The 26,777-nt window shown below is 61.8% G+C and carries 29 protein-coding genes; 5 read left to right on the forward strand and 24 right to left on the reverse strand.

Translation table 11 applies throughout. The features are described 5' to 3' along the window. Positions 1 to 251: 251 nt before the first annotated feature. From PH551_RS27115 to PH551_RS27195, 17 genes are all read right to left on the reverse strand, one after another. Positions 252 to 1,742, reverse strand: coding sequence for a right-handed parallel beta-helix repeat-containing protein (locus tag PH551_RS27115; RefSeq protein ID WP_285195778.1), 1,491 nt, complete (start codon positions 1,740 to 1,742; stop codon positions 252 to 254). Between the two features lie 382 nt (positions 1,743 to 2,124). Beyond that, entirely contained in the window at positions 2,125 to 3,351 is a 1,227-nt protein-coding gene (locus PH551_RS27120; RefSeq protein WP_285195779.1) for an ABC transporter permease, read from the reverse strand. 4 nt (positions 3,352 to 3,355) lie between these two features. Then, positions 3,356 to 4,495, reverse strand: a complete 1,140-nt coding sequence (locus tag PH551_RS27125) for an ABC transporter permease (RefSeq protein ID WP_285195780.1) — start codon at positions 4,493 to 4,495, stop codon at positions 3,356 to 3,358. Then, positions 4,492 to 5,196, reverse strand: a complete 705-nt coding sequence (locus tag PH551_RS27130; protein ID WP_285195781.1) for an ABC transporter ATP-binding protein — start codon at positions 5,194 to 5,196, stop codon at positions 4,492 to 4,494. The genes PH551_RS27125 and PH551_RS27130 overlap by 4 nt, the downstream gene beginning before the upstream one ends. Positions 5,197 to 5,505: 309 nt before the next feature. Next, a complete protein-coding gene (locus PH551_RS27135) occupies positions 5,506 to 6,774 on the reverse strand; it encodes an efflux RND transporter periplasmic adaptor subunit (protein ID WP_285195800.1) in 1,269 nt (422 codons plus the stop codon). 109 nt (positions 6,775 to 6,883) lie between these two features. Further along, complete coding sequence (locus tag PH551_RS27140; RefSeq protein WP_285195782.1) at positions 6,884 to 7,891, reverse strand: helix-turn-helix domain-containing protein; 1,008 nt, start codon at positions 7,889 to 7,891, stop codon at positions 6,884 to 6,886. Between the two features lie 143 nt (positions 7,892 to 8,034). Beyond that, a complete protein-coding gene (locus tag PH551_RS27145; protein WP_285195783.1) occupies positions 8,035 to 8,616 on the reverse strand; it encodes a dienelactone hydrolase family protein in 582 nt (193 codons plus the stop codon). A gap of 110 nt (positions 8,617 to 8,726) precedes the next feature. Continuing rightward, complete coding sequence (locus tag PH551_RS27150; RefSeq protein ID WP_183705870.1) at positions 8,727 to 9,092, reverse strand: cytochrome C oxidase subunit IV family protein; 366 nt, start codon at positions 9,090 to 9,092, stop codon at positions 8,727 to 8,729. Positions 9,093 to 9,099: 7 nt separating this feature from the next. Further along, positions 9,100 to 9,819: a heme-copper oxidase subunit III family protein gene (locus PH551_RS27155; RefSeq protein WP_285195784.1), complete on the reverse strand. Its 720-nt coding sequence runs from the start codon at positions 9,817 to 9,819 to the stop codon at positions 9,100 to 9,102. Positions 9,820 to 9,830: 11 nt separating this feature from the next. After that, on the reverse strand, positions 9,831 to 10,544 hold the full coding sequence (locus PH551_RS27160; RefSeq protein ID WP_285195785.1) for a cytochrome c oxidase subunit 3: 714 nt from the start codon (positions 10,542 to 10,544) through the stop codon (positions 9,831 to 9,833). Next, positions 10,541 to 12,319, reverse strand: coding sequence for a cytochrome c oxidase subunit I (gene ctaD, locus PH551_RS27165; protein WP_285195786.1), 1,779 nt, complete (start codon positions 12,317 to 12,319; stop codon positions 10,541 to 10,543). Before ctaD ends, PH551_RS27160 begins: the two co-directional genes overlap by 4 nt. A gap of 66 nt (positions 12,320 to 12,385) precedes the next feature. After that, the gene (locus PH551_RS27170; RefSeq protein WP_285195787.1) at positions 12,386 to 13,204 is read right to left on the reverse strand and encodes a cytochrome c oxidase subunit II; all 819 of its coding nucleotides are present in this window, start codon (positions 13,202 to 13,204) and stop codon (positions 12,386 to 12,388) included. Between the two features lie 144 nt (positions 13,205 to 13,348). Next, entirely contained in the window at positions 13,349 to 13,738 is a 390-nt protein-coding gene (locus PH551_RS27175; protein ID WP_285195788.1) for a c-type cytochrome, read from the reverse strand. 233 nt (positions 13,739 to 13,971) lie between these two features. Further along, positions 13,972 to 14,895, reverse strand: a complete 924-nt coding sequence (locus PH551_RS27180; protein WP_085780108.1) for an MYG1 family protein — start codon at positions 14,893 to 14,895, stop codon at positions 13,972 to 13,974. 155 nt (positions 14,896 to 15,050) lie between these two features. Beyond that, the gene (locus tag PH551_RS27185) at positions 15,051 to 15,614 is read right to left on the reverse strand and encodes a hypothetical protein (protein WP_285195789.1); all 564 of its coding nucleotides are present in this window, start codon (positions 15,612 to 15,614) and stop codon (positions 15,051 to 15,053) included. Between the two features lie 148 nt (positions 15,615 to 15,762). Continuing rightward, positions 15,763 to 17,043 (reverse strand): bifunctional sulfur transferase/dioxygenase Blh, encoded by a 1,281-nt coding sequence (blh, locus tag PH551_RS27190; protein ID WP_085778581.1) that lies wholly within the window; start codon positions 17,041 to 17,043, stop codon positions 15,763 to 15,765. Between the two features lie 94 nt (positions 17,044 to 17,137). Next, on the reverse strand, positions 17,138 to 17,506 hold the full coding sequence (locus tag PH551_RS27195; RefSeq protein WP_085778582.1) for a DsrE family protein: 369 nt from the start codon (positions 17,504 to 17,506) through the stop codon (positions 17,138 to 17,140). Positions 17,507 to 17,608: 102 nt separating this feature from the next. Here PH551_RS27195 and PH551_RS27200 point away from each other — a divergent pair, with 102 nt between their 5' ends. Then, on the forward strand, positions 17,609 to 18,604 hold the full coding sequence (locus PH551_RS27200) for an AraC family transcriptional regulator (protein ID WP_285195802.1): 996 nt from the start codon (positions 17,609 to 17,611) through the stop codon (positions 18,602 to 18,604). 26 nt (positions 18,605 to 18,630) lie between these two features. Here the strand turns inward: PH551_RS27200 and PH551_RS27205 are convergent, their stop codons facing one another. Both PH551_RS27205 and PH551_RS27210 read right to left on the reverse strand, forming a co-directional pair. Next, positions 18,631 to 19,113: a cupin domain-containing protein gene (locus PH551_RS27205; protein WP_085778584.1), complete on the reverse strand. Its 483-nt coding sequence runs from the start codon at positions 19,111 to 19,113 to the stop codon at positions 18,631 to 18,633. Between the two features lie 43 nt (positions 19,114 to 19,156). Continuing rightward, the gene (locus tag PH551_RS27210) at positions 19,157 to 19,537 is read right to left on the reverse strand and encodes a VOC family protein (protein WP_285195790.1); all 381 of its coding nucleotides are present in this window, start codon (positions 19,535 to 19,537) and stop codon (positions 19,157 to 19,159) included. A gap of 167 nt (positions 19,538 to 19,704) precedes the next feature. On the opposite strand from PH551_RS27210, the gene PH551_RS27215 reads away from it, so the two are divergent. After that, positions 19,705 to 20,178: a 2'-5' RNA ligase family protein gene (locus PH551_RS27215; RefSeq protein ID WP_285195791.1), complete on the forward strand. Its 474-nt coding sequence runs from the start codon at positions 19,705 to 19,707 to the stop codon at positions 20,176 to 20,178. A gap of 159 nt (positions 20,179 to 20,337) precedes the next feature. Here PH551_RS27215 and PH551_RS27220 read toward each other — a convergent pair whose 3' ends face one another. Continuing rightward, positions 20,338 to 20,733, reverse strand: a complete 396-nt coding sequence (locus tag PH551_RS27220; RefSeq protein ID WP_085778587.1) for a hypothetical protein — start codon at positions 20,731 to 20,733, stop codon at positions 20,338 to 20,340. A 308-nt stretch (positions 20,734 to 21,041) separates the two neighbouring features. Here PH551_RS27220 and ftsZ point away from each other — a divergent pair, with 308 nt between their 5' ends. Next, the gene (gene ftsZ, locus PH551_RS27225) at positions 21,042 to 22,064 is read left to right on the forward strand and encodes a cell division protein FtsZ (protein WP_085780110.1); all 1,023 of its coding nucleotides are present in this window, start codon (positions 21,042 to 21,044) and stop codon (positions 22,062 to 22,064) included. Between the two features lie 297 nt (positions 22,065 to 22,361). Here the strand turns inward: ftsZ and PH551_RS27230 are convergent, their stop codons facing one another. Then, a complete protein-coding gene (locus PH551_RS27230; protein WP_285195792.1) occupies positions 22,362 to 23,186 on the reverse strand; it encodes a helix-turn-helix transcriptional regulator in 825 nt (274 codons plus the stop codon). Positions 23,187 to 23,277: 91 nt separating this feature from the next. On the opposite strand from PH551_RS27230, the gene PH551_RS27235 reads away from it, so the two are divergent. Then, the gene (locus PH551_RS27235; protein WP_285195793.1) at positions 23,278 to 24,180 is read left to right on the forward strand and encodes an SDR family oxidoreductase; all 903 of its coding nucleotides are present in this window, start codon (positions 23,278 to 23,280) and stop codon (positions 24,178 to 24,180) included. An 80-nt stretch (positions 24,181 to 24,260) separates the two neighbouring features. On the opposite strand, the gene PH551_RS27240 is transcribed toward PH551_RS27235, so the two are convergent. Both PH551_RS27240 and PH551_RS27245 read right to left on the reverse strand, forming a co-directional pair. After that, a complete protein-coding gene (locus PH551_RS27240; protein ID WP_085778591.1) occupies positions 24,261 to 24,470 on the reverse strand; it encodes a hypothetical protein in 210 nt (69 codons plus the stop codon). Between the two features lies 1 nt (position 24,471). After that, positions 24,472 to 24,672, reverse strand: a complete 201-nt coding sequence (locus tag PH551_RS27245) for a hypothetical protein (protein WP_085778592.1) — start codon at positions 24,670 to 24,672, stop codon at positions 24,472 to 24,474. A gap of 126 nt (positions 24,673 to 24,798) precedes the next feature. Here PH551_RS27245 and PH551_RS27250 point away from each other — a divergent pair, with 126 nt between their 5' ends. Further along, positions 24,799 to 24,972 (forward strand): hypothetical protein, encoded by a 174-nt coding sequence (locus PH551_RS27250; protein ID WP_097600084.1) that lies wholly within the window; start codon positions 24,799 to 24,801, stop codon positions 24,970 to 24,972. 175 nt (positions 24,973 to 25,147) lie between these two features. Here PH551_RS27250 and PH551_RS27255 read toward each other — a convergent pair. Next, on the reverse strand, positions 25,148 to 26,777 hold a 1,630-nt coding region (locus PH551_RS27255), incomplete at its 5' end, for a VCBS domain-containing protein (protein WP_285195795.1).

A 26,777-nucleotide genomic window follows, 5' to 3' on the forward strand; every position in this document is an offset into this window, starting at 1 on the left:
CCATTGCCGTTACGTTACGGCAGCCAGCAGACCATGGGCCTGCCTTATTCCCGAGAAGCGCCTGGCGGAGGCTGCTCCCCTGGATAATACAACTTACGAGAAGATAATCTAGGAAATAACGACTAAAAGGTGAATGAACGGTAAGCGCCGTGCTGCCGCTTGACGGTCAGGACGAGGCCAAGGCGTCCGGCCAAAGGCCGGAGCCTCGGAACACGAGGGCGGGATCAACCCGCTCCTCGCACTCGGGCCACTCAGCTCAGCAAGCCATCCATATGGATGTAAACGGTCAGCGCATCCGCGTCACTATGATGCGAGTTGCCATCATTGATTTCGTAACTGAAGGATTCGCTCACATGTCCATCATGGTCGGGGAGCTTCGTTTCATCGAGCGTGTAGGAATAGTTGCCATCGCGCTCCACATGGATGACGCCATAATCGCCCGTCAGAGTCAGTCCGTGCTTGCCGACGGTTTCGTGGCCGAAGCGACGGAGCGCCAGGGTTCCTTTGTCTGAGCTGTCGTTTTCGAGAAGATTGCCGTGATGGGCCGCACCGGTGTCAGTGATGATCTTCAAATTGTCATGGGCAGCGACGACCGCGGCATCCATGGCCGCTTCCGTCGTAGCGGCAGCCTTGGTAGCCGAGATCGCCAGCACAGTCTCGACATTGGCGATGGTCTGGTTGTTGCTGACGGAAAAGGTGTGCGCGTCGGCAACGGAACGCGCAATGCTGGTGGCCGTGACGCCACTCTCGACGGTATTGTTGTAAAAAGAGCCCGATGCCGGCCTGTCGAGCTTCAGCGCCGCCTGAGACAGGTCATTGAAGACATTGTCGTGGACCTTGATATTCGTGCGGACATAGCTGGGGCTGCCGATGGGGGCGGTGATGACCACGCCCCATGCGCCATCATGGATATGATTGCCGGCGATATCGTAGTCTCGCGCGTCGCCCTGGTCGCCGAGACCGATGGCAAAGGACCAGTCGTAACCATGATATCCCGAGATGTCGTTGTCGTGGATCGCGACGTTCTTGCCCACTTGCGCGCTGATACCGAAGCCGCCGCCGGTGAGCACATTGTCCTCGACCACGGCATTTGCAGCCCCGATTAACGCGATAACGCCCTTGGGGCTGCTGGCATGGGTCTGGTCGAGATGATTACCCTTGACCAGAATACTGCTGCTGTCGTTGATCTGCACGGCATCTGCCGTCGAGCCATTCGCGCTGGTAACGGCGTTGTTCAGAAGTTTGACACCTTCGACTTTCTGAATCCAGAAGCCGTCGCCCCTGACGTCCGATATCTTGCTGCCTTCGACCGTGACATTCTTGCTGGTCCGGAAGGTGATCGCACCCGCACTTTTCAATAATCCGGTTTTGGCAATCTCGACGTCCCGCACCGTCCAATTCGTGACATTGCCGCCATAAATGCCCGCACCGCCGGTGTTCGATATCTTGAGGTTCTCGATCACGATGTTGGAGGCATAAAGACTGTGGATGCCGTCGCCGCCGCTGTGGATGATGGGGGCCGCCCCCGTCCCGTAACTGCCGATCTTGATCGGCGCGCTCTCGCTGCCGGAATATTTGATATCGAATTGTTCGTTGAACACGCTCCCCTTGGCGAGCAGCACGCTGTCGCCTGGTTTCAGAGCCAAGGATTCCACTTTGGACAAAGTCGCAAAAGCCGAGTTCTGGTTCGTCCCACCGTTGCGGTCGGAGCCAGTCGCTGAGTTCACATAGTAGATTGTCATATCACCAATGTTGCCCTGTTCGTCGGATCGCTATGTCGCCACTGAGACCGACCGGGATCGGCCGATCGTCCTGCGGCCGGGGCAACCGTCCACGGCAAGAAGGCGAGAAGATGTTGTCAATGCGGCAGCGACCGGTTTACGGGTTTTGTTCCACAGGCAACGGCGCCCGGTCCGACAAGGCGCTGAAAAGCCGCAACCAAAACAGGGAAAATGGCGACTCAGAGGCGAATAAATCGAGGAACGTCGGGCAGCGAGATATCTTCCTTCCAGGCTGTACCGCAGTGATTCTGCTCGCGATTCGCATGAAGCCCCAGCGCCAGCTTGGCCAATCAGCCCCGATCGTGAGCAGGCCAGAGGGCCTCTCGAATGACGGGGCGGGCGATCATCTCTGCGCTATTTCTCCCCTCGCCTGCAGCGCCGAAGTCAACGGCAGGCGAGCGGCGGCAATCGCCGGCAGGGCGCCGCCCAGGATGCCGATGGCAAGGCCAAGAAGGCCGGCGGTGAACACCACGTCGGGAGTGACGTCGAGCTGAAAGGCCATGCAGGTCGTGTTGCCGCCCATCGTGCTTGCCTGCAAACCATCGAAAGCGAGCTTGGAGGCGAAGACACCGAGTCCGGCGCCGGCCGCCGACAGGAGTACCGCCTCCACCCAGGTAGCGACGAAGGCCGGCAGGCGGGCAAAACCGAGGAGACGCAGTGTCGCGATTTCGACGCTGCGGTCGGAAACCGAACTCATCATCGTATTCAAGGCACCCGCCGCCGCACCGATCGCCATCAGCAGCGCGATCGGCCAGCCGAACAGGCGGATCAGGCTCTCGGTGCGCTCGGCCTGGCCGGCGTAGAGCTCAATCTCGGAAACGGCCACGAGCGGCGTGCCAGGCAAGGCCGACAGCCGATCGCGCAATGCCGCCAGTGCTCTTGCGGGATCGCCTTCGCCGTCGAGCCGCACACGCAGGCTCTGCACCTGCCCCTGCCGGTCGAAAGCCGATTGCACCGCCTCCAGATCCGCCCAGATCTCGGATTCAAAGGCGCTGCCGTCTGAAGTGAAATGCCCGACGATCCTCCAGTCGAGCGCGCCAAGGCGGATCGTGTCGCCAACTGCGAAACCAGGAAAAGTATCGGCGATGCGGGCACCGACGACGATCTCACGCGCGCCTTGCGAAAACAGCCGCCCCCGCGAAAGCCGCGCGCGTTCACGCAAGCCGGGGCCCGCCGGATCCATGCCTCTGAGCGACAGCGTCTGCTCGACGCCTTCGCCTTGCCTGACATCGACGGGAACGACGGTCTCGCGCGACAATGCCGGATTGCTCGCGCCGTCGCGCGCGATCCCGGTCTCGCCGCTCATGGCCGCAAGGCTGCGGATTGCCTCGGCCGGCACCTCCGAACCAGTCTCCTGGTTGGTGCCGCCGCCGAGAATGACGGCGATATCAGCCGACCCGGCGCCAGCGAGCGCGGCCTCGAAACCGCGCGCCATCGCCAGGAAACCTGAGAGCACCGCCACGACGAGAGCGACCGACAGTACCATCGACAACGAGATCCACAGGCGGCGCGGCAAGCTGCCAAGGTTGACTCTGATCATAAGAAAGGTCTGCTTAAGCGTTGATGACATTGGATTATCTCGTTCTGAAGGCGTTGATGATGGGCAGGCGCACGGCGGTCACCGCAGGCAGCAGCCCGGTCAGCAGGCCGAGCCCTGCCATGATGGCGAGAGATTTCGCAAGCACGCTCGCGCCGAAGACGAGGCCGAACTCCGGTCCGATGGAAAGCGTCGCAAGCTTGGCGAGAACAAGTCCGCCCGCGCCGCCGACAAGAAAGATAAACAATGTCTCGCCAAGAATGAGCGCGAGAATCCGCGGACTGGAAAAGCCGAGCACCTTCAAGACGCCGATCTCGAAACGCCGCTCTCTAACCGCGAAAAGCATAGTGTTGACCGCGATCATCAGGATGGTGACGAAGGCCGCCCCCACGACGAGGCTCACGATCAGGCCGATATCAGCGAATTGCCGGAGAAACGCTTCAAGGAACTGCTTTTCCGACTGCGTCCTCGTCTGCGCCGCCGAATTGGCGAATAGAGCATCGATCCGCGCTGCCAGTACACTTGGTGACACGCCTGGGCGCGGACGCACCACAAAGGCGTCGACAGTATCCTTGTCGCGCGCACGAGCGGCATTGAGGGCGTCGTAGCGGGCGAGCATGAAATAGGTATCGGTGCTGGCATCCGCGCCCTCAAAAAAACCCGCGATCGTGAAGCTCCAATTGCGGCTGCCGTCAGCCCTGGCAAGCTGACCGGTAAAGCCGATGCGCTGGCCGATCGACCAGCCCTCGGCTTCCGCCAGTGCCCTGCCGACCAGCACCCGATCACCGGCCTCTTCCAATGCCGCGATCAACTCCGGCGTCAGTTTGAGCTCGTCGCCGTTGGCGGCGGCGATCGCCTGTGGATCGACGGCGCTGACGGCAACCACATTCTTTTCGACCTCGACGAAGCCCCGCATGCGTGCGGTATAGGCGACTGCGGCGACATCCCGGTCGGCCGCGATCCGGTTGAGATAAGCAAGCGGCAACGGCAGCCCGCGGCTCGCTTTGTTGAAGACGCCGAGCAGATTGTCGCTGGCGCCGGCCGCTCCTTGGCTGCCGCTGACGAAGCTCGCCGTAAGCCCGTAGATCAGGAAGGCGACGCCGACTGAAAACATTAGCAAAATGGCGCGCAGCCGCTTGCGCCAGACATTGCGACGCATGAGCTGAAAGATGGTCATCGGCCCGTCCTTTCCTCGCTGACGAATTCGCCCTTGTTGAGACGCAGCGTGCGCCGGGCAAAGGAAGCGGCCTCGGGATCATGTGTGACCATGATGATGGTCTTCTGAAGCTCGCGATTGAGAAAACTCAGCATCTCCAGGATGTCATCGGCCGATCTGCGATCGAGATCGCCGGTCGGCTCGTCGCAGAGAATGAGATCGGGATCGGTGACGATGGCACGGGCAATGCCGACGCGCTGCTGTTGCCCGCCCGACATGCTCGACGGAAACTGCCGCTGCCGGCCCGCAAGTCCGACGAGATCCATGACCGTATCGACGCGAGCCCGCCGCTCCTTGCGGCCGAGCGGCTTCAACAGCAGCGGCAACTCGATGTTTTCCGCCGCATTCAGCATCGGCAGTAGATTGTAAAACTGGAAGACGATGCCCATGGCATGTGCCCGCCAGACCGCCCTTGCTCCTTCGCCCATCTGCTCGATACGACTGCGGCCGACCCTGATTTCGCCGGCATCCGGGCTGTCGATACCACCGAGCATGTTGAGCAATGTCGATTTCCCGGAACCAGAGGGTCCCATGATCGCAACGAAATCGCCACGCGGAATGGAGAGATCGAGCCCGGAAAAGATCGGAATCGTCTCCGCTCCGATTCTGAAGGACTTGCTGACGCCGACAAGGGCGATATAGGATTCTGTGGTGTCTGTCATGGTTCTGCTCCTTGGTGTTGCTTGACTAATCCGAGATTTGAGGGACGGAGAGGCTGCCGTGAACGCCCTTCTCCCCAGCGGGGAGAAGATGCCGGCAGGCAGATGAGGGGGTGAGCGACGAGAGGAGCGAGTGCGCTGAGCGCAAGCGAAGGGCAATGAACGGAGTGCCGTGCGCCCCCTCATCCGACCCTTCGGGCCCCCTTCTCCCCGCTGGGGAGAAGGGGGGGCAAGCGCAGACTTTGCGCGGGCACGTCCTCTCTCTCCGGCCAGAAGGCCTCCCGGAGGGGACAACCGCGGCATCCACCATTCTCATCTTGACCCGCGATCCGCAGGATCGCCTCTAAAAACAGGAACACCCGCCTCCTCGGCCACCACCAGCCGAATGCGCGCCGCCATTGCAGGCCGCATGCCCGGCGGCGGCGAAGAGGCCGACAAGCGCAACGTCACCGTGCCCTTCTCCTTGGAAAGGACCGGTGCAATTTTCGCCACTTCGACCGCGAAGGGCTTATCGGGAAAGCCGTCGAGCACGGCCTCGCCGTTGAGACCCGGGTGCAGCAGCGCCATATTGGCCTCGGCCACATCGGCATCAATGACCAGGCTTGCGGTGTCGGTGATGGTGAGCAGGCTTTCGTTCTCCCGCACGCTATCCTCGCGCGACAGCACAGTGTCGCCGACATGCGCATCAAGCCGCGTCACGGTGCCGGAAATCGGCGCCCGCACGGTCAGCGCCTCCATCTGCTCGCACGCCCTGTCGATATCGAGCTTCGCCTTTTCGAGATCCTGCCTTGCCTGTGCCGCGGCATTCCCGGCCGTATCGAACGCGGTGCGCGCCGCCTCCAGCGCCTCGCCCGACATGGCGTCGCGCCCAGCCAACCGCTCTGCACGATCCAGCGAAGACCGCGCCTGGGCAAGCTCGATATTCCTCGCCTCCAGCGCCAACTCCGCCGCTCGCCCAGCTATGTAAGCGCCACGGAGCGCGAAGCGTGCACCAACATCATCAAGCCGCACGAGCACCTGGCCGGTTACGACCGGATCGCCGGCCGCGACCTCGATGGCGACGATTCGCCCCTCATATTTGGAAAAAACGGTGGCGATGTCGGGCGCCACGACATAACCGGAGCCTGTGATCTCGCGGCTTGCCGCGGTCGTACCCCTGGTCAGTGCGACGCTGTCCTGATTTGGCGTGGCTTTTTCAACCGTCGCATCCTCAGGCAAATCCATGATTGGCAACGCCGCTCCATCAGCCGGTAACGCTGCGTCATCGCCCACAAGCCTTGCAAGCGCCACCTCGATCCGCTCGAGCGCATCTGGCCGGTAAACCGCCGCCAGCGACACCGCCCCCGCAAGGGCCAGCATCGTTGCCGCTCTCAGCCGCCAGGCTCGGCGCTCCGGCGGCTTTGTCTCCAGGGCCGCGGGCTCGATCGAAAGCGATCTGAGCCTGGCGGCAAGGTGTCGTTCATGTTCCGATGTCGTGTTCATGCCGACAGAATGGCCACCGGCGATAAAGCCGCGACCTCGAACATGTTTCAGGCGGTCCTCGATCGCGATTGTGTACTTGGATAGGAAAGATTGGCGCAGTGGCCGTCCTCTTCCTTCGAGGCCCCTGCGGGGCACCTCAGCAACCGTGTTGTTGCGGTGCGTAGGCCGGAGGCCGGAGCCTCGAAGGACGAGGGCGGGTGATTGCCGCTCACCTATTCCTCTGCCGCCAAGCCACCGGCGTCATATCGGTCACGCGCCGGAACTCCCGATTGAAATTCGACTTGGTCTGGAAGCCGACCTCGAACATCACCTCGGTCACCGATTTTTCGGTGGCGGAGAGCAGGCGGCAGGCCTCGCCGATTCTGTAGTCGTTGACATACTGCGAGACGTTTTTGTCCATCGCCCGATTGATCGCTGCCGAGATCTGACGGGCGGGGATTCCGGCCTTGCGGGCCAGCCGGTCGAGGTTGAGATTGGCGTCGCGATAAAGCTTCTTTGCCTCCATCAGCGCATCGACCGCCGCGATCGTCCCCTTGTCCTCGCTTGTATCAGACCTCGGCGCTACCTCTGTTATTTCCGGCGGCACCCGGCTGCGGCTAGCGGCTGCCGCAGCAATGCCGAGGATAACGAGGGCGGCGAGATTTCCCACGCTGATCAGTGCCAGCGCCCGCTCGCTATGCGCTGAGATGAAATCGAGGAAGACCAGAATATCGACAGCGGCCGAGAGACAAAGCGCGGCTGCCGCGAAGATGATCGCCCGATAGGCCGGCACGGCGCCTTCGAAGGGCGCGAGCCGCAGCGCGTCCGCCCCCGGGCGCATCAAAAGCAGGATTGCCACGGCGTAACCGAAGAAGATGAGCACCAGCGCCACGTCGATCGCATCCCGCCAGAAGGTCACCAGCAGCAGGATGAAGATAGCGGGCGCGGCATGCAGCCCGATCCGCCCAGCAAGCGACCGCCGGCTCGTCCTCACCAGCCTGGAAACCCCGCCATAGGCAAGCGGCGGCACCACTGCTGCAATCACGGGCGCAACCAGCCCCACGCCCTGCACACCATAGCCCCAACGCAGGCCGGAAAGCGCGGATTGCAGCGCCGAGACCAGGATCAGCGCCAGAAAAGGCAGGTTCGGCGCCACCTCCTCATCGCGCCTGAGAACAGCGACGAAGAGGATGAGCAGCAGGAGAGCAACGACGAAGGGAAGCGGAATGAAGATCATGGGACTCCAAGATCGGAATGACAAACGGCGCCATCATTGCCGAGTCCGGCGCCCGGCGCGACCTCCATCATGTTTCAGGACATATTTTATATGGGAATTTTAGATTTACGGTCGCGGGGTTCGAGCGGGCCATCAACGCCGGATCAGACGCGCTCCAGAAACGCAAGCACACGGGCAGTGAGCAGCGCGGTAGCATCCGCGTCATATGTCGGAAGCGAGCTGTCGGCGAAGTAGTGCTGGTCGCCGGGATAGAGGAAAAGCTCCGCGTCCGCGACCTTCGCCACGATTTCGCGGGCGGCATCGATGTCACCCTCGCCGACGAAGATCGGATCGTTGTCCATGCCGTGGATCTGGACCGGAACGCTCTCCGGCCAGGGTCCGAAGGCCCACTCGCCGCTGATCGGCAGGCAGGAATAAAAAAGCAGAGCCCCGCGGGCTCCAGGCCGTGTTTGCGCCAGCTTCTGCGCTGGGAGCACGCCAAACGAGAAGCCGACATAGACCAGTTCGGGAGGCAGTTCGTCGGCGAGCCGGACGCCGTGTTCTCTGATGGTGTCGAATCCGATCTCGCCGATATAGGCGAGCCCCTCCTCGATGCTATGGAACGTGCGTCCATCGAATAGATCAGGCGTGTGGACGATGTGGCCCGCCGCCCTGATCTCGTCTGCGAAGGCATGCACTCCAGGGGTCAACCCTTGTGCGTGGTGGAACAGCAAGATCTCAGCCAAAGGCGTCTCCCGTCGAGGTGTTGGCCCGTTCGATAAGAAAGTTCAGAGGAGTTCAGACCGGGCCTGCGGCAGTCATCTCGGACGTCGCACTCAGCCCCCGACGACAATATTTAAGGGGCCGCGCCGAAAAAGGCGAGCCGCGTAAAGATCGTGTATTGCGATTCCGATACCATCAGTGCCACGAAGACCAGCACCAGCACCGGCGGCAACAGGATGGCGTAGACGAGCGCCAGGCGCTCCCAGGCCATATGCATGAAGACCGCGACGATCAGCCCGGCCTTCAGCATCATGAACAGAAGGATCAGCGTCCATCTGAGATAGCCCTGGATGCCGAAATAATCGACCAGGTAGGAAAAGGCGCTGAGCACGAAGAGTAGGCCCCAGACGAAGAGATAGAGCCGGATCGGATGTTGCTGTCCCGTCTGTGCTTGTGCATGCGCCGTTTGGGTTTGGGCATGCGCCGTTGTCTCGCTCATGACGACCTCACCATAGATAAAAAAACGCGAAGATGAAGACCCAGACCAAGTCGACGAAGTGCCAGTAGAGGCCCATGATCTCGACGGCCTCGTAGCGGCCTTTCCGGCTGGTGAAGAAGCCGCGCCGTTCCACGTCGAAATCGCCCCGCCAGACCTTGCGGGCGATGATGAGGAGGAAGATGACGCCGATCGTCACATGGGTGCCGTGGAAGCCGGTGATCATGAAGAAGGACGATCCGAACTGGGCTGCCCCCCAGGGGTTCTCCCAGGGGCGCACGCCTTCGGTGATCAGTTTCGTCCATTCGAAAGCCTGCATGCTGACGAAGGTTGCGCCAAGAAGCGCCGTCAGCAGCATCAGTATCGCAGTCACGCGGCGGTCGCGGCGATAGCCGAAATTGACCGCCATCGCCATGGTGCCGCTGCTGGAGATCAGCACGAAGGTCATGATCGCGATCAGGATCAGCGGCACGTCCTGGCCGCCGATGTGGAGCGCGAAGACCTCGCTTGGATTGGGCCAGGCGACGGGCGTCGACATGCGGGCGGTCATATAGGCGATCAGGAAACAGCCGAAGACGAAGGTGTCGCTGAGCAGAAAAATCCACATCATCGCCTTGCCCCAGGAGGCGGACTTGAAGGCGCGCTGATCCGAGCTGAAATCGGCCGCAACTCCGCGAAGGCCCGCGGGCCTGAGGTCTGCCTCACCGTGTGTCTGGACAGAATGTGCCATCTGCAAATCCCCTAGCTTATCAACGTGCGGCAGAGATCGACGAAATCATTCGCCCAGCCGGCAAAGAGCGCGAAGAGCAAAAGCCAGACGGCAAGCATGAAATGCGAATAGATGGCCGAAAGGTCGACGCTGAGCCGCAGTCTCTCCGGCGGAACATCGGCTGCGAAGGCCTTGACCGTCGTATGCGCGAGGACGGCAAGCCCGCCCAAAATATGCAGCCCGTGCAGGCCGGTGAGCATATAGAAGAAGCTGTTGGCGGGATTGTCGGCCAGGATGTATCCTGCCGCCGTCAATTCCCGCCATGCCTGGATCTGCCCGGCGAGAAAGAAGACGGCTAGCGCAAATCCTGTCGCAAGCGCCGGCCGTAGGCTTTCCATGCGACCATGCTCTGCTTGATGTTTGGCCCATTGCAGTGCCGCGCTGCTTAAGGCAAGTGCCGCGGTGTTCACCCAGAGCAACCGCGGAACCGGCATCCCCCACCAGTCCGCTGAGGCCGCGCGCATGAAATAGGCGCTGACGGCAAGGCTGAACACCGCGCCGACGACTGCTAGAAACACGAAGAGGCCGATTTTCACCGCAGGCACAGGCGGCCGGTCTGCACCATGATGATCCGGCTGCTGCAGCGAGCCGGTTTCAAGCCAGGGCTTCGAGGTCAGCCGCTGTCCGGCCAGCCACCAGATCATGATGGCGGCTATGGCAGCGAGGAAGATCAGCACGGCGTTCATGCCGGGACCTCCCGCGTTCCGCCGCCGCTTGCCGGCACATTCTGCGGAATGAAATCCTCGTCCGCCCCCGGCACGCTGTAATCATAGGCCCAGCGGTAGACGACGGGCAGATCGCTGCCCCAGTTGCCGTGTGCGGGCGGCGTCTCAGGCGTCTGCCATTCGAGCGTCGTCGCCCGCCAAGGATTGCCGCCAGCCTCCCTGCCCTGGAAAAGGCTCCAGACCAGGTTGAACAGAAAGACGATCTGCCCGGCCCCGACAACGAGCGCCATGACGGTGATAAAGATGTTCAGCGTATGAGCAGACGGTGGCACGAAGGCCGTCTCTCCCATCTCGAAATAACGGCGCGGCACACCAAGCAGGCCGAGATAATGCATTGGAAAGAAGATCGCATAGGTGCCGAGGAAGGTGATCCAGAAGTGGATGTGGCCGAGCGTCTCGTCCAGCATGCGTCCCGTCACCTTAGGATACCAGTGATAGATCGCCCCGAAGATGACGAGGATCGGCGCCACGCCCATGACCATGTGAAAATGCGCAACGACGAACATCGTATCCGACAGCGGCACGTCGACGACGACATTGCCGAGGAATAGGCCGGTCAGACCGCCGTTGACGAAGGTGACGATGAAGGCGAGCGCAAAGAGCATCGGCAGCGTCAGATGGATATCGCCGCGCCAGAGCGTCAGCACCCAGTTGTAGACCTTGATCGCCGTCGGGATGGCGATGATCAGCGTCGTGGTGGCAAAGAAGAAGCCGAAGGCCGGGTGCATGCCGCTGACATACATGTGGTGCGCCCAGACGACGAAGCTCAAGCCCCCGATGATGACGATCGCCCAGACCATCATCCGGTAGCCGAAGATGTTCTTGCGCGCATGCGTGCTGATGAGATCCGAAACAATGCCGAAAGCCGGCAGCGCGACGATATAGACCTCCGGATGCCCGAAGAACCAGAACAGGTGCTGGAACAGGATCGGGCTGCCGCCGCCATGCTTGAGCTGCTCGCCCATCTCTACGATGGCGGGCATGAAGAAGCTGGTGCCGAGCAGGCGGTCGAACATCATCATGACGCAGGCGACGAACAGCGCCGGAAAGGCCAAGAGCGCCATAACGGTCGCTGTGAAGATGCCCCAGACGGTGAGCGGCATCCGCATCAGCGTCATGCCGCGCGCGCGTCCCTGCAGCACGGTCACCACATAGTTCAGGCCGCCCATGGTGAAACCGATGATGAAGACGATCAGCGAGGTCAGCATCAAGAGGATGCCCCAGTCCTTGCCGCCGGGTGTGCCTGACAAAACGGATTGCGGCGGATAAAGCGTCCAGCCGGCCCCCGTCGGGCCGCCGGGCGCGAAAAAGCCGGCGACGAGGATCAGCACCGCCAGCAGATAGATCCAGTAGCTCAGCATGTTCGCATAAGGAAACACCATGTCGCGCGCACCGACCATCAGCGGGATGAGGTAGTTGCCGAAGCCGCCGAGGAAGAGCGCAGTGAGCAGATAGATCACCATGATCATACCGTGCATGGTGATGAACTGGTAATAGTGATCGGCATCGATGAAGGCGAAAGTGCCGGGAAAGGCGAGCTGAATGCGCATCAGCCAGGAGAGCACCAGCGCCACTAGGCCGATCGAGATGGCGGTCAGCGAATATTGGACGGCAATGATCTTGGCATCCTGGCTGAACACATATTTCGTCCACCAGCTGTGCGGATGATAAAGCTCGACATCCTCGACTTCGGCGGTCGGGATGACACCTGCGCTGCCGGACGGAATCTCGACCATGATATCTCCTCCTATGTCAGCCCTTGGTTAGAGCGGCCTGCGGCCTCCGGCCGTCTTCCCGCCAGTTCAGTTTGCCGGCGGCGGCTCTCCCGATGACGCCGTCAGCTGGGTGAATGTCTGCTGCTGCCCGAGCCAGGTCTGATAGTCCGCGTCGCTGTCGACAATGACGGTGCCGCGCATCTGCGGATGACCGACGCCGCAAAGTTCGGCACAGAGGATCTCGAACGTGCCCGTGCGTGTCGGTGTCAGCCAGAAATAGGTGACCATGCCGGGGATCATGTCCATCTTGGCGCGGAATTCCGGCACGTAGAAATCATGGAGCACATCGACGGAGCGCAGCAATATGTGCACGGGCTTTCCGATCGGCAGATGAAGCTCGCCGCCTTCGACGATGATGTCGTCGAGGCCGTTTGCATCGTTCTTGTCGAGGCCCAGCGGATTGTCGGAAGTGACGTCACGCGTCTCGGCGCGGCCGAGCTTTCCGTCCGCGCCCGGCAGGCGGAAGCTCCACAGCCACTGCTGGCTGACGACTTCGACCGATCCGGCATCGGCGGGTACTGTGATGAACTGGTTCCAGACGATCAGGCCAGGCGCCAGCATTGCCGCGACGCCAACCGCCGTTCCCGAGGCCAGAAGCAATTCCAGTCTGCGATTTTCAGGCTCATAATGCGCCCGATTGCCCGGTCTGTGGCGGAAGCGGAAGACGCAATAGGCCATGAACGAAACCACCGCCACGAAAACGATGCCGGTGATCCAAAAGGTGATGACGAGCGTGTTGTCGATATAGCTCCAGTTGGACGCGATCGGCGTCCACCACCACGGGCTCAGCACGTGGAACAGCACGGAGCCAATGACAACCAAGACGAGAATCAGCACAACAGCCATTTCCGCCCCTCCTGGGCCGACCGACCGTGAAACCGCACTCCACAAAAATGTCGAGTTTATTATCGCACAAATAGAAAATGTCGGCAATTACGGCGATTTAGGCATGCGCCGCCGCCGGCAAATCGTCATTTGGACTATTGCCCGTCATTGAGAATATTGTTTGAGATAGGCAATGAGATTGGTGATTTCCTGGTCATCCTTCACTCCTGCGAAGGCCATCTTGGTGCCCTTCACTTTGGCTTTCGGATTATGCAGATAGTCACGCAACGTCGCCTCGTCCCAAACGAGACCACCCTCGCCGGCCGCCTTCATCGCCGCAGAATAAGCAAAATTAGGATGCGTTCCGGCCTTTCGGCCGAACAGCTTGTTCAGTGACGGACCCACCTTGTTCGTATCGGACTCGACGACATGACAGGTGGCACATTTCTTGAAAACGGTGGCGCCAGCCGTCGCATCCCCCTCCTGCGCTCCAGCGTTGAGAGGGAAAAGGGCAATGACGGATGCAGTAATCAGCAGAACAGCACGGTAATCCACGGCAAACCTCATCCTCCTCAAGGTCGCCAGCCACTCTCACCCTCGGCCATCATTCGCGCGGGGGTGGTGGTTGCTAGGGGTTAAAGTTAGTCCTTCGCGGATGCAAGTCAATCGCTTCCACGATTGCTGGCACTTGGGCGCAATCCGATATCTTGTGGCCCGATGCAAATACCGGGTCCGAAACCCGGTCAGCACGCGGTGATCTGCTGGAGAATGGCGCCGCGCCACCCGACTTATACTCCGATCGAAAGCGCCTCTTGCACGGCCAATTCGGCCATGGCAAGCGCCGCCTCCCGGGTTTTGGCGGCAGCGATAAAGCGGCCGTTATGGCAGAAGCTAGCGCCCTCGATGCCGCAGACCGCCTCCAGCTCACTATTGGTAAGGCCGGCCCAGGTTGCCGGCAGATCGGCCCGGAGCTCGAACCCGTCGTCGCCACGGCGAATGCCGGTCACGCACCAATCCTTTTCGCGCGGGTGGACGACGAACAGCAGGTGATCGGCGCCGGCCTTGACGATGGCGGGACGGAAGGGCATCCCTCTCGGCAATTCCAGAATACGCCCCTGCCCAGCAACCTCGATCGCCCGATACACGATCGCCTCGGCTCGCAGTTTTGCGGCCCTCTGAGCGATCCCGGCATCGATGAAACTGCGGGCAATGGCCAGCGCCGCACGGAAGGCACGATCGTCAGCCTCGGGTTCCTCCTCATCGAACACCGGTTTCAGGGTCTCGAGCAGCGCCGGCAGCGTCAGGCTGGCCAAAGGGCCCGAAGGGCTGAGCGCGCCATTGTCGGTCAGGTCGATCGGCAGCACGAAACCGATGTCGAAAGTGGAGTGCAGGGCTTCGACATGATGATCGGGGAGACCGGAGGCTACGAGATATTCGCGGCCGTAGTGCTTCCAGATCAGGCCGAACGAACTGTAGGGCTGGCCGTCGTCTCGCAGTGGCGCGCCGCGCTGATGATGATCGAATATGCCGGCGGCAGGATCATAGGCTCCGCCGACATCATAGATGATCCGGTCCGGGGCTGGCGTGATCCATTCCGGCGCCCGGCTGCGGATCAGACGCGCCTGCGGGAAAAGCCGCGTCAGGATGACGCTCGACAGCAGCTCGTCGGCATGGAAACCACCGGAATGGGTAACGAGGAAATCGGGGCTCATGGAAGCTATGCGCCTTATGGTTTGGCGGAGGATCCGCTTGCGGGTCTGAACGAGATAGCCGTTGCCGGCCGCTATCTCAACCCGGCTTCGCGCATTCTGCATAGTGTCGGAAGGCGACAGGGCAGCTTTGAACCGATATGTGTGGAGGCAATGGCCTAAGGCAGCGCCGGTCCCGGCTGTGCTGCAACGAGCGCGCGCCCGGCCGCTGCGCCGATATGCAGGCAGATCAGCCCGATTACGGCCAGAGAATTGATCAAAAGAACCTCGGCGACGACCGCTGCCGAAAACGCGCCATCGCCGGACGGAAGCGCTACCGTCGCTGCAAAGAGCACTGCTTCATACGCGACGAACCCGGCGATAAAGGCGGCGGCCATGGTGGCGGCAAGGCTGGCCTTGAGGCGAAGCACGCCGAGCGATGCCACGAGCGATGCAAATGCGGCGACACCGATCGTCAGCCCCCAGGCAAAGCTGTCGAAGGTCTGGGGATAGCCGAGTATGAGATATCCGACCGTCTGGTTGGCAAGCCAGGCGAACAGCACCGCCATTATCGCCATCTTCCGGGAAAGAACGACCGCCGAGACTGCCGCTAGGGCAACGAAAGGCGTAACGCAGGCAAAAAGCAGGCTGATAGCGACGCTGGCGCCGGCAATGACCGTGACCCAGGCGACCGCGAAACCGGGTGCTGTCGGGCGCAAAGGAAGCTGATTTCGTTCGAGCATTTCGAAACTCCGTTCGAGCGGGCGCACACGCCCTCCGGCGCCGCGCGTCCTATCAGATGCGCAAAGCACGGGGCGGTAGGAAATCATAGGCCAATCCGGGAAAAAGGCCAGCGAGCTCATGGCGGCCGTCGCCGCCTCGCCGTCGCCGTCATAAAGCATCCAGCGGGATCTTGAGATACCGGCGGCCGTTCTCCTCTGGTTCCGGCAGCCGACCGCCGCGGATGTTGACCTGCAGCGCATGCAGCATCAGCTTCGGCTTGGGCAGCGTACGGTCGCGCGCCTCACGCAGCGCCACGAAGCCGGCCTCGTCCATTCCCGCAATATGCGGATTGGCGCGCTTTTGGGCTGCGACCGTGCTTTCCCAGCGCGGGTGACGACCCCCGGGCTGATAATCGTGGCCGGAAAAGAGGCGGGTCTCCTCGGGCAGCGATAGGATCGCCTGAATCGAGTGCCAGAGGGCGGTCGCGCTGCCGCCGGGAAAATCGGTGCGCGCCGTACCCGAATCCGGCGTGAACATCGTATCGTGCACGAAGGCGGCGTCGCCGACCACATAGGTCACCGATGCCAGCGTATGGCCGGGCGAAAACATCACTCGGGCCGTAAGACCGCCGATTTCAAACGAGTCGCCATCGGCAAAGAGCCGGTCCCATTGCGAGCCGTCGGTCGCGAGCGCCGGCCAGTTATAGATCTCCTTCCAAAGCCTCTGCACATCGGTGACATGGACGCCGATCGCTGTCGGCGCGCCAGTCTTTTCGTTGAGATAATGGGCGGCGGAGAAGTGATCGGCATGCGGATGCGTGTCGAGAATCCACTCGACCGTCAACCGTTCGCTCTCGATGTAAGCAAGGATGGCATCGGCGTTCACCGTTCCCGTCGCGCCCGACATCTCGTCGAAGTCGAGCACCGGATCGATGATGGCACAGCGTTTTGTCGCCGGATCGGACACGACATATTGCACGCTGCAGGTCCGGGGTTCGAAGAAGGCCTTCACCCGAGGTCGTCGGCTTGCCGCCTTTTCGAGCCAGCGGCGTGCGCCGGCAAGATCGAAGCCAAGGCCTTCGCCGAAGGTCTGGACATCCGCCGGCTTCATCCGCCCGTCGAGCACCTCGCCGAGCACATAGAGCGTCAATGCCCGCGTGCCGCTCTTGCAATGGGCGACGACCGGTCCCTTCGCCTCAGCCATCGCCGCCTGAAAGGCGCGAATGTCGGCCTCGGTAATCTCGTTGCCGTTCACCGGCACGAAACTGTAGGAAAGCCCGGCGGCGGCAGCGGAAAACTTTTCTGCCGCATTGCCTGGCTCGCTCGCCTCCTCGCCATCGGGCCTGGCGTTGATGACGGCGGCGAAGCCCTCCTTGGCGAAATCGGCAAAATCGCCTGGATCGGGTTGCCCCGCCACCGATAGCCGCTCATTGACCCTCACCGGCATCATCGAAGCCTCCGCGCCGCCCTGATCACGCAGTATCGCACGTATAGCCGTACAATCTCACAAGTATATTGCCGAGCGCAAGAATAGAGGCGTCTGCTCAAAACGACAGCGTCGCCGCACCTTGTTTGATCTCCGCATGCATGGCGCTGGCGCCGACGATGACGACCCCGTCGAGCAGGTCCTCCTGTGTGTAACCGCGTGAGGTCACGCAAGGCGGGCAAGCCCAGATCGTACCTCCGCGCTGACGGAAATTGTCGATCAGGCTCGGAAGCGGATCGAGCGGCGGCACATGCGTCAACCGCTGACCGCCCCTGCGCACCAGGTCGACCGCCGTGCTCGTAAGGAACACCGAGACCTTCAGCCCGGCGGTGATGCCGCCATTTGCAATAGTGAAGGCGACGGAGGACAGTTCGGAATCGATGCCCTTGGTGATCAGTACGACCAGTTTGTCGCTTGGCGTTTGCATAGTATTCTCCCAGTGAGTTGACGTTTTCATCCCAGCGAAGCTGTCCGGTTGGTGTGAACGAGCTGATGATAGGAGGATGCGCGGGGCGCGTATTTGGCCGTAATGCTTGAAGTCTTACCTGAAAATCCAGACGCTCAGGGTGTCGCGCGGGACGACGTGCTTTCGTCGCTGCTTGCAACCATCCGCCTTTCCGGCTCACTGCAGTTCTGCTTCATGCCGACAGGCGACTGGCAGACGGACGCTCAGCCGTCACTGGCAGGTCTTTCGGCCAAGGCACATGGCACCATGCCCTTTCACATCCTCGTGGCCGGGAGCTGCTGGCTGAAAACGGAAGGCGAAGAGACCGATCTGGAAGCCGGCGACGTGGTGGTCTTTCCCTTCGGTACCGGGCATCAACTCGGCGCGGGCAAGGACGGCATGCTGGTGCTGCCGACCCGCGACCTGCCGCAGAAGCCGTGGCGTGAAATTCCCGTGCTGCGTTATGGCGAGGCGGCACAAGGAGTACGGCTGCTCTGCGGCTATCTGCAGTGGGACGGCTTGAGCTTTGGGCCTCTGCGCCAGTCGCTGCCGAAGCTCATCCATGTGAGAACCCGTGCCGCCAATGACGGCGATTGGCTGCGCGCCACCATCCGCCAGATGGTCGATGAAGTCGATCGGCCGCGCGCTGGCGGCGTCTCCATACTGCCGCGGCTGACAGAGATCATTTTCATCGAGATCCTGCGCCAGCAGATCACCATGGCCGCGCCAAAGGCAACAGGCTGGCTCACTGCACTTGCCGACCCTGCTCTCTCGCGCTGCCTTTCCCTGATCCATGGCGACCCCGGCCGTGACTGGTCTCTGGAACAGCTGGCAGCGGCTGCCGGCCTCTCGCGCAGCGCGCTCGCCGATCGCTTCCAGGAGATGCTGACCACCTCGCCAATCCGCTATGTCAGGGACTGGCGTCTCACTCTCGCCAGCACAGCGCTCGCCACCACGGCCCGGCCGATTGCGGCGATCGCCTGCGACGCCGGTTATGCCACCGAAGCCGCTTTCAATCGGGCCTTCTCCCGTGCTTTTGCCACTCCGCCAGCAGCATGGCGGGCTATGGTCCGAAGCTGAACAACCGCCCAACCGGGTGCGCCTGGTCAGTGCGGTTGCGGTCCGGTCAATCCGAGAGCCAGCGTCATGTCGTTGACGATCCCGAGCCGCGCTTCGATCACGGCGATCTTTTCAGGCGTATCAGCGCCTGAGGTCTCGATATCGATAAACAATTGTTCGCAGCCGCCCGGCGTCACAGTGCCGAACATCTGGCCAGGTTCTTCGCCTATATTTCGCCAGCTATGGCGTATATGTGGCGGCAGAACGATGACGGTTCCCACCGGTGCGTCGAATTCCTCGTCGCCACACTGGAATCGATAGAGCCCGCGGATGATCCGAAAGACTTCCGTCTCCCGCGTGTGCGTGTGCGGAGCCGGGCCATGCCCCGGCGGCGTAAAGGTTTCCCACATGCCGAACGCGCCACCGGTTTCGGCGGCCGTGGCATGAATGACGATTCTCGCCCCGAACGGCGTCTTCGCGACCCGCTCCCTGCCAGGCAAAGAAACAACGGCATTTTTGAAACTCGGCATAATCGACCTCCCCCGGCGGCGATATCCTATGAGTCCGACGTCCTCACGCCTGCGGCACGGGTTCATTGATCATTGCCTCGATATTGTATCCATCGGGATCGAGAACGAAGCAGGCGTAATAGTTTTCGGCATATTCCGGCCTTGGACCGGGCGCACCGTTATCTCGCGCTCCGGCCAAAAGCGCCGCCTGATAAAAGGCCGCGACCTCTGCCCTGTCTCGCACCCGGAAGGCGACGTGCACACGCGTGAGCGGCGGCTTGTCGTCAGTGCGCTGGATCTCGAACAGGCTGCCGCCGACGTCGAAGGCCCAGAATACCCCCTCCTTGCCGAAGGCGCAGCGGTAGCCAAGGGGCTCGAGAGCGCTTTCGTAGAATGCCTTGCTCTTCTCGAGGTCACTCACAGCGATGGTGATGTGATCGATCATCTCATCTCTCCCATTCCGTTTCCTGTCATGACTGATGCCCTCCTTTCGAGCCTGTCACGCGCATCTCCCGATGGCAATGTGCGCCGGCCGCAATCAGTCCTTTTGGCCGCTCGACATCGACTGGCGTGCGTTTATGGTCTACAGGAACGGATCGGATACGCTCGCAAATGCCTTTCGGGATCACCCTCAAATGTCTGAACGACACCGCTTCCCCGGTTTTCAAGAACTATCCGCCTCATGTCACCCTCGCCGTTTATCCGGAGATTGCGGTCGACCGGTTGGCAGAGGCAGCCGAGCGTGTTTTCCGCAGCCGCCCTGCCGTTACGTTAAGTTTTTCACGGATCGGTTCCTTCGAGAACCAATTCCTCGTCTTATGGGCGCGGCCGGATCACGACGAGTGGCTCTTCCAGTTGCATGCGGCGCTTCACCGGGAAATCGAGCCCGTCCACTGTCACGAGCACTATTGGCCCGGCAACTGGGTGCCGCATTGCACGATCGCCGCCAAAATCCCGAAGGCAAGGTTGCAGGCAGCGATCAGCTTGGCAAATCGGAACCGGAGGCAATTCTCGGTGACTTTTGATGCCGCAGACGGTGTGCGATTTCCGCCGGTGGATGTCTTGAGCGAAATTAGGCTGGCGTAGAGATGATCGCCGACAGCACCGGTCGCCAGCAAGCCCCGCCAATCATTGACGGGCTGAATGCTGAAAATCGGTCGGCATCAAGTCCTGGAAGAATCAATGATTACCTTCTGCCAATCAAAGCTGGCGCGCGCCTTGCGTGACAAGCGCGGCTGCGCGAAGTCAATCCTGGCCCTGCAGGCGATCCATCACCTGGAGCAACAGATCGGCGCAAACCTTCGTCGGTTCGTCCTCAGCGCATTTCAGGTCGATCCGGGTATTTCCATCCTCGATCTGGAACCGGGCCGCCTTGGACGGCGGCGGCAGGCGATGACCGCGATAATCACGGAAGCCCATGTCGCCTCTCGAACCATGCCAGCGGTAGTCGGGGCGATCTCGGGACTGCTCATCCGCCCCGTGACGCATCACCCTCTCATCATCAGGCGCAGGCGGGGCTGGCGATGCAGGCTCATTCGCTGCGGGTGGCTCGCCGGCGGGTGGTGGAGCGGGCGGCTGTTGGGCGAAGGCGGTGGCGGCCGATGCTGCAAGGGCAAGACCGGAGAGCAAGAGTCTTTGCATGGGGATGTTCCTTTCAGAGAAGAGGTATGCCTGTAAACACCGCGGCGCGGCTTTAGTTCACGCCCCGCCGGCGCTTGTGATCCAAATCAGCAGCACAGCTAGGATGTCTCGCCTGCGTCCCACTGCGAGAGGACATGCACTTGCCCGCCGCTTCGGATTTGCCGACGCAGAGCTGACGAGAACTTCGCGTCGCTCAAGGCGCCACCGCTTCTTTCGCCTCGCCTCTGCCTTGTTGGGCGACTATGCTCGACGCCGATTCGCTGTCCGCGACGAGGGCGTGCGGAAACGAGATATCAAAGGAGAAGACGATGACGGACGCCAAGAGCGGCATTACCGGGCTGCGGCCGCAAATCACGGTGGTTGGCGTCGGCGGCGGCGGCGGCAATGCGATCAACAATATGATCGCGGAAAAGCTGGCAGGCGTCGAATTCGTCGCCGCAAACACCGATGCCCAGGTTCTTGCCACCTCAAAGGCATCGCGCCGCATTCAGCTCGGCGCCAATGTGACGGAGGGCCTCGGCGCCGGTTCCCTGCCGGAAATCGGACATGCGGCGGCAGAAGAATCGCTCGACGAGATCATGGATCACCTGGCAGGATCACACATGTGTTTCGTCACCGCCGGCATGGGCGGAGGAACGGGCACGGGCGCAGCCCCGGTCATCGCGCGCGCCGCACGTGCGGCCGGCATCCTGACCGTTGGCGTCGTCACCAAGCCGTTTACCTTCGAGGGCAATCGCCGCATGCGGACGGCGGAGGCTGGCATCGAGGCGCTTCGTCAGGCCGCCGATACCGTTATTGTCATTCCCAATCAAAACCTCTTCCGCATCGCCGATGCGAAAACCACCTTCGCCGATGCCTTCATGACAGCCGACCGCGTGCTCTTTGCCGGTGTCGGCTGCATCACCGACCTCATCGTCAAGGAAGGTCTGATCAACCTCGATTTCGCCGACGTGAAGTCGGTCATGCAGGGCATGGGCCGCGCCATGATGGGCACCGGTGAAGCCGCCGGCGAAAGCCGGGCGATGAAGGCGGCGGAAGCGGCAATCGCCAACCCGCTACTGGACGATATTTCGATGAAGGGCGCCAAAGGCGTGCTAATCTCGATCTCCGGCGGCTCGGATATGACCCTGTTCGAAGTGGACGAAGCGGCAAGCCGCATTCGCGACGAAGTGCAGGACGACGCCGATATCGTCGTCGGCGCGATTTTCGACCGCAGCCTCGACGGCAAATTCCGCGTCTCGGTGGTGGCGACCGGCCTGGAAGGCAGCTCTCTCTCCGCGTCCCCTTCTCACGCGCCCGCTGAGCCGATTCAGACGCGCACGCTGCAGTAAGCGGCGGCAGTCAACCGGCCGGTTTGTCAGAGATCGGCCGGATAAGCATCGCACTCAAAACGCAGGAAAGAATGCGGCGCTCATGCTTCGAGGCATGGCCCTTAAGGCTATGCGCCTCATCATGAGCGTGGTCGGAAGATACCGCGCCAATGCTCAAGAGAGACACCGCGGAACTCAAGATAGAAAATTGAAGTACCTGTTTCTATTCGCCGCATTATCACTGACCACGGCTCTCCTTTCGAGCTCTGAAGACTTCCAGTAGCAGTCCCTATCAATCACGGCAGCAGCGTCACTGTCTCACCTGACTAATTCTCTGATCTTCGCCGCATCCTCCTCCGTCGCCGGATTATACACCACCATGCTGAGGTCCGGCCGACCGTCCACCTGGAAGGCGGAATATTCGAAGGAGAGCAGGCCGAGGACCGGGTGTTTGATGTGTTTGGCGCCCTCGCCATGGGTGCGCACATCGTTGTCGCGCCACATGGCCAGGAATTCTGGGCTCTTGCGGCAGAGTTCGTCGACCAGCGGCTCCACCTCGGCGGCAGCACCTGCGCGCGCCGCATCCACCCGGAAGGCGGCGACGACGAAGCGGGCGACACTTTCCCAGTCATATTGAGCAGCGCGCACGCGCGGGTCGAGGAAGATGAAGCGCAGCACGTTGCGCTCTTCCGGCGGCAGCGCGCCGTAGTCGGTCAGTAGCACGGTCGCCGCCCGGTTCCAGCCGACCACGTCCCAAATCGCGGTGCGGATCAGCGCCGGGCACGGATCAAGCGCGTCGAGCACGCCCTGCAGCCGTGGCGTGATGCCCTGGTCGCTGCGGTAGCGCACTTCGGGCGGGCGGCCAAGCCCAATCAGAAAGAGGTGCTCGCGCTCGATATCCGTTAGCATCAAAGCGCGCGCGATCCGGTCGAGCACGTCGGCCGAAGGCGCACCGCCGCGGCCCTGCTCCAGCCATGTGTACCAGGTGGGGCTGATATTGGCGCGGCTCGCCACCTCCTCGCGGCGAAGCCCCGGCGTACGGCGCCGGTCGCCGGCAAAGCCGAGGGCGACGGGATCAAGCTTGGCGCGGCGATCCTTGAGGTAGGCGCCGAGCCGGTTTTCGGAGGCCACGAATTCGCTCATCCTGTTAGCTTTTATACCATGATAAGATCACTACTTTACCATGATATCAGCCTGCTCGATATCTGTCTGCGTCCAATCAGGAGATATCGACATGCGCGTATTCGTTACCGGAGCCACAGGCTGGGTGGGCTCGGCCGTCGTCAAGGAGTTGATCGGCGCCGGCCATCAGGTTCTCGGCCTCGCCCGCTCGGACAAGGGAGCGGCCGAACTGGCGGCATCAGGAGCCGAGGTCCAGCGCGGCACGCTTGACGACCTGGAGGGTTTGAAGCGCGGCGCGGCTGAGGCCGACGGCGTCATCCACACGGCCTTCAACCATGACTTCTCGAAATTCGCGGAGAGTTGCGCCGCCGACCGGCGCGCCATCGAGGCGCTCGGCGAAGCCCTCCGGGGCTCCAACCATCCGCTGCTGGTCACAGCGGGCCTTGGCCATGCGCCTGGCCGCATCGGCACGGAGAAGGACCCACCGATGCCAACGACCGAAACCTATCCCCGCGCCTCCGAAATCACTGCGGCATCGCTTGTCGCGCGCGGCGTGCGCGCCTCCACCGTCCGGCTCCCGCCATCAGTGCACGGCCATGGCGATCACGGCTTCATCCCGATCCTGATTGATATCGCCCGGCGGAAAGGAATTTCCGCGTATATCGGCGACGGGGGCAATCGCTGGCCAGCCGTGCACAGGCGCGATGCCGCCCGGGTCTACCGCCTGGCGCTGGAGCATGGCGCCAGCGGTGGCCCCTTCCTCGCGGTCGCCGAAGAGGGTGTGCCCTTCCGGGAGATTGCGGAGCTCATCGGCCGCCGCCTCGGCGTGCCTGCCGTCTCGCTGTCGCGGCAAGAGGCGGCTGAGCATTTTGGCTGGTTTGGAATGTTCGCCGGCTTCGACGTGCCCACCTCGAGTGCACACACCCGCACTCTCCTCGGCTGGCAGCCCATGGAACCTGGCTTGCTCGCCGATATCGACCACCCGGCCTATTTTGCCGGGGCAGCCCAAGCCTGAATGTCGGGCCATCGCTCACGAGCCTCGTCCTGAGTTGCCCCGCAAGGGGCCGCGTCGGATGAGGCGGGTGCGCTACCGGCTCAGCGCATCCGTCCCTCATTCATATCGGCGGGATCGTAATTGATGTCCCAGTCCTTCTCGGGCTTCTTTTTACCCGGCGGGTTCTTGTTCACCGTGGCGTCCTCCGAGCCGGTGATCACAGTCGGCTTGGCGCTGGCAACGCCGCTGGCTTTCCGGTCAGCTCGGGATTTGGCAAACTGACCGGCGGCGTCCTTTTTCGGATTGCCCATGTCATTCGCCTTTCTGCTTCATAGCGTCGGAAATGTCGTTCATTTCAGGATCGCGGTTGTTCTCACCATTGGCGTCGCGATTCCTGTCCGGATCGTCCTTGGGTTTGAGATATCCGCGCGGGGTGTTTCCCTTCGGTCCTTCCCACCGAGGCGATTGATCGGTGGTGCCGGGGGCGCCGTCCTTGGGGGTGGTCATGCCCATCGTCGTTTCTCCTTGGTTGAATAGGAAAAACCGCGAAAGCCTGGAAGTGTTCCGGCAGAAAATTTGGAACAGTCCCGGTCCCCATCGGTTGGTGAAAAGTCGAGAACCTCGAAAAAGGAGCCGAACATGAGCAAGACCAACGTTCGAGAACTTCAGAAACGCGCCGAACAGCAGGTCAGAAACACCAGCGCCGGCGGCCATCTCGGCGGCACCTATTTCGGCCAGCAACCGGACGGAAAAACCGCGTCGGACACTACCAATGACAGCGCAAAGGCAAGACCAAACGATGGGACCAATTGAGGTGAGCGGGATGCCGTAACGCGTGACATGACACTATCTGCCACCCGACAAAACCTGTGCGCCCAGAGCTCTGGGCGCACAGACTCCCGAGAGGCCCCGTCAGGCCCGGCCGCCGAAATGACCTTCAGTCCGGCTGCTGTCGGAAAACTACCTCGTTACGCAATCCCAAACCGCCTCAACCAAACAAGAAGTCGCCCGAGTTAAAATTCGCAAGCCCGCCGAGGGTGGTGATGTTGTCGAATTCCGCCACCAGCACCGCGCCGCCGGCTGAACCTGGGTTCTGATCGTAGTAGACCGCCGCATGGCCGAGATCCGTATTGTGGAACACGAACAATGCCCCTGTGGTTATGTTGCCGTAACCATCGATGGTGCTCTGGACGGTTGCGTTCGTGACGCTCACGTCTGTTTTGACAGCAACCTCCGTTCCGGCAACATTGATCGTGGCGTTGCTCCCCACCTTCACATTGTCCACAATTGTATTGTTGTTGCCGACGGCGAACTCGAATGTGCCGCCTCCAACGTCCAACTGGAACCTGTCAACGGTTGTGCTATTCGTCCCAGCATTGAAATCAGTCATATGGTTCGTGGTGGTGGCAAACTTTTGGAAAAAGAAGGTGTCATTTCCCACGCCACCGGTAAGAATGTTGTTGCCAGCACCACCGTTTAGCGTGTCGTTGCCGTCTTGACCGAAAAGAGTGTCGTCACCTCCCAGCCCAAACATCATATCGTTACCGCCGCCACCGTAGAGCACATCGTCGCCGGTTCCACCGGTCGGATTGTCCACTGAGTTGCCATTGCCACCGGTGATTACAGTGAACGTCTCGGTCTTTTCGAAGGTCGGCCCTATAGGATCACCGGTCTGCGTTGCCGTTACCGTCACTGAAAATGTACCGTTCGTCGATAGTGCACTCGAATGAAGCGTATTGCCGGTTATCGAAAACAAGCCCGGATTCGACTGCGAAGCAATGTTGAAGCTGAATCCACCCGCGTCGGGATCAGTCGCCGACAGCAGACCACTGAACTCGAAACTATTGAAGTTGACGCTGTCCGCCGGAACGACGGGCGTCAGCTTAATGTCGGTCGGAGCCTGCCGAGCTGGACCATCATCTGCGCCGGTGATGGCGACGACGATGTTGTGGCTGGCGGTGCCGTCGAGCGAGCTGACGCTCAGCGTGTCGCTGACCGCGTCGCCCTGGTTGAGCGCCTGCGTCGCCGCCCGGCTGTTGTCGAGCGTATAGGTCCAGCTGCCGGTGGCGGCATTGAAGCTGAAGCTGCCATAGATGCCATTCAGCGATGCCGGGGCGGCAAACACCGCCTCGCCGTCGTCGACGTCGCTGACCGTCAGCTTGCCGGAGGCGCTCGGATCGCCGCTGCCGGCCGCACCCGCCTCGACCGCCGCCCGGTCGTCGGTCACCGTCGCATCGACGACGATCGCAGCCGCATCGTTGGCGCCGGTGATGGCGACGACGATGTTGTGGCTGGCGGTGCCGTCGAGCGAGCTGACGCTCAGCGTGTCGCTGACCGCGTCGCCCTGGTTGAGCGCCTGCGTCGCCGCCCGGCTGTTGTCGAGCGTATAGGTCCAGCTGCCGGTGGCGGCATTGAAGCTGAAGCTGCCATAGATGCCATTCAGCGAGGCCGGGGCGGCAAACACCGCCTCGCCGTCGTCGACGTCGCTGACCGTCAGCTTGCCGGAGGCGCTCGGATCGCCGCTGCCGGCCGCACCCGCCTCGACCGTCGCCCGGTCGTCGGTCACCGTCGCATCGACGACGATCGCAGCCGCATCGTTGGCGCCGGTGATGGCGACG

This window comes from Rhizobium atlanticum, assembly GCF_030182485.1.
Lineage (GTDB): Bacteria > Pseudomonadota > Alphaproteobacteria > Rhizobiales > Rhizobiaceae > Rhizobium.

Excerpts from the sequence above, each read along its gene's own strand:
- PH551_RS27115 (WP_285195778.1), bottom strand. The coding sequence starts at position 1,742 with ATGACAATCTACTATGTGAACTCAGCGACTGGCTCCGACCGCAACGGT.
- PH551_RS27120 (WP_285195779.1), bottom strand. The coding sequence starts at position 3,351 with ATGTCATCAACGCTTAAGCAGACCTTTCTTATGATCAGAGTCAACCTT.
- PH551_RS27125 (WP_285195780.1), bottom strand. The coding sequence starts at position 4,495 with ATGACCATCTTTCAGCTCATGCGTCGCAATGTCTGGCGCAAGCGGCTG.
- PH551_RS27130 (WP_285195781.1), bottom strand. The coding sequence starts at position 5,196 with ATGACAGACACCACAGAATCCTATATCGCCCTTGTCGGCGTCAGCAAG.
- PH551_RS27140 (WP_285195782.1), bottom strand. The coding sequence starts at position 7,891 with ATGATCTTCATTCCGCTTCCCTTCGTCGTTGCTCTCCTGCTGCTCATC.
- PH551_RS27150 (WP_183705870.1), bottom strand. The coding sequence starts at position 9,092 with ATGAGCGAGACAACGGCGCATGCCCAAACCCAAACGGCGCATGCACAA.
- PH551_RS27155 (WP_285195784.1), bottom strand. The coding sequence starts at position 9,819 with ATGGCACATTCTGTCCAGACACACGGTGAGGCAGACCTCAGGCCCGCG.
- PH551_RS27160 (WP_285195785.1), bottom strand. The coding sequence starts at position 10,544 with ATGAACGCCGTGCTGATCTTCCTCGCTGCCATAGCCGCCATCATGATC.
- ctaD (WP_285195786.1), bottom strand. The coding sequence starts at position 12,319 with ATGGTCGAGATTCCGTCCGGCAGCGCAGGTGTCATCCCGACCGCCGAA.
- PH551_RS27170 (WP_285195787.1), bottom strand. The coding sequence starts at position 13,204 with ATGGCTGTTGTGCTGATTCTCGTCTTGGTTGTCATTGGCTCCGTGCTG.
- PH551_RS27180 (WP_085780108.1), bottom strand. The coding sequence starts at position 14,895 with ATGAGCCCCGATTTCCTCGTTACCCATTCCGGTGGTTTCCATGCCGAC.
- PH551_RS27185 (WP_285195789.1), bottom strand. The coding sequence starts at position 15,614 with ATGCTCGAACGAAATCAGCTTCCTTTGCGCCCGACAGCACCCGGTTTC.
- blh (WP_085778581.1), bottom strand. The coding sequence starts at position 17,043 with ATGATGCCGGTGAGGGTCAATGAGCGGCTATCGGTGGCGGGGCAACCC.
- PH551_RS27195 (WP_085778582.1), bottom strand. The coding sequence starts at position 17,506 with ATGCAAACGCCAAGCGACAAACTGGTCGTACTGATCACCAAGGGCATC.
- PH551_RS27200 (WP_285195802.1), top strand. The coding sequence starts at position 17,609 with ATGCTTGAAGTCTTACCTGAAAATCCAGACGCTCAGGGTGTCGCGCGG.
- PH551_RS27205 (WP_085778584.1), bottom strand. The coding sequence starts at position 19,113 with ATGCCGAGTTTCAAAAATGCCGTTGTTTCTTTGCCTGGCAGGGAGCGG.
- PH551_RS27210 (WP_285195790.1), bottom strand. The coding sequence starts at position 19,537 with ATGATCGATCACATCACCATCGCTGTGAGTGACCTCGAGAAGAGCAAG.
- PH551_RS27215 (WP_285195791.1), top strand. The coding sequence starts at position 19,705 with ATGCCTTTCGGGATCACCCTCAAATGTCTGAACGACACCGCTTCCCCG.
- PH551_RS27220 (WP_085778587.1), bottom strand. The coding sequence starts at position 20,733 with ATGCAAAGACTCTTGCTCTCCGGTCTTGCCCTTGCAGCATCGGCCGCC.
- ftsZ (WP_085780110.1), top strand. The coding sequence starts at position 21,042 with ATGACGGACGCCAAGAGCGGCATTACCGGGCTGCGGCCGCAAATCACG.
- PH551_RS27230 (WP_285195792.1), bottom strand. The coding sequence starts at position 23,186 with ATGAGCGAATTCGTGGCCTCCGAAAACCGGCTCGGCGCCTACCTCAAG.
- PH551_RS27235 (WP_285195793.1), top strand. The coding sequence starts at position 23,278 with ATGCGCGTATTCGTTACCGGAGCCACAGGCTGGGTGGGCTCGGCCGTC.
- PH551_RS27240 (WP_085778591.1), bottom strand. The coding sequence starts at position 24,470 with ATGGGCAATCCGAAAAAGGACGCCGCCGGTCAGTTTGCCAAATCCCGA.
- PH551_RS27245 (WP_085778592.1), bottom strand. The coding sequence starts at position 24,672 with ATGGGCATGACCACCCCCAAGGACGGCGCCCCCGGCACCACCGATCAA.
- PH551_RS27250 (WP_097600084.1), top strand. The coding sequence starts at position 24,799 with ATGAGCAAGACCAACGTTCGAGAACTTCAGAAACGCGCCGAACAGCAG.